The organism is Pseudomonas sp. UMAB-40 (assembly GCF_900095275.1).
Taxonomy (GTDB): Bacteria; Pseudomonadota; Gammaproteobacteria; order Pseudomonadales; family Pseudomonadaceae; genus Aquipseudomonas; species Aquipseudomonas mandelii_B.
On sequence record NZ_LT607638.1, the window covers coordinates 1 to 300 of the forward strand.

The following is a 300-nucleotide window of genomic DNA, read 5'->3' on the forward strand; positions in this document are numbered from 1 at the left end:
CGGGCATGGATGTCACTGGCGAGAATCCCTGCACCAAAGCGCAGCGTGTCTTTGCCGGCCGTGGTCGGATCGTTATCGGTGATCGTGTCCTGCCCATCACCCAAATCAAACAGGTAGGTATCTGCGCCGGAGCCGCCGGTCAACGTATCGTTGCCCGTGCCACCGGCCAAGGTATTACCTGCGGAACCGCTGGCAACCTTGATAGTGTCATCGCCCGCATCGCCGTACAGCTGGTTGCTGCCAGTGCCTCCATCCAGGATGTCGTTGCCACCCCCAGCGTGGATGATGTCGTTGCCAGTC

At 60.7% G+C, this 300-nt stretch carries 1 protein-coding gene; it reads right to left on the reverse strand.

Annotation, left to right across the window (positions count from 1 at the left end):
* Positions 1 to 300, reverse strand: a 300-nt coding sequence (locus tag K0F88_RS32110) for a calcium-binding protein (protein WP_374039772.1), incomplete at both ends; no start/stop codon positions are given.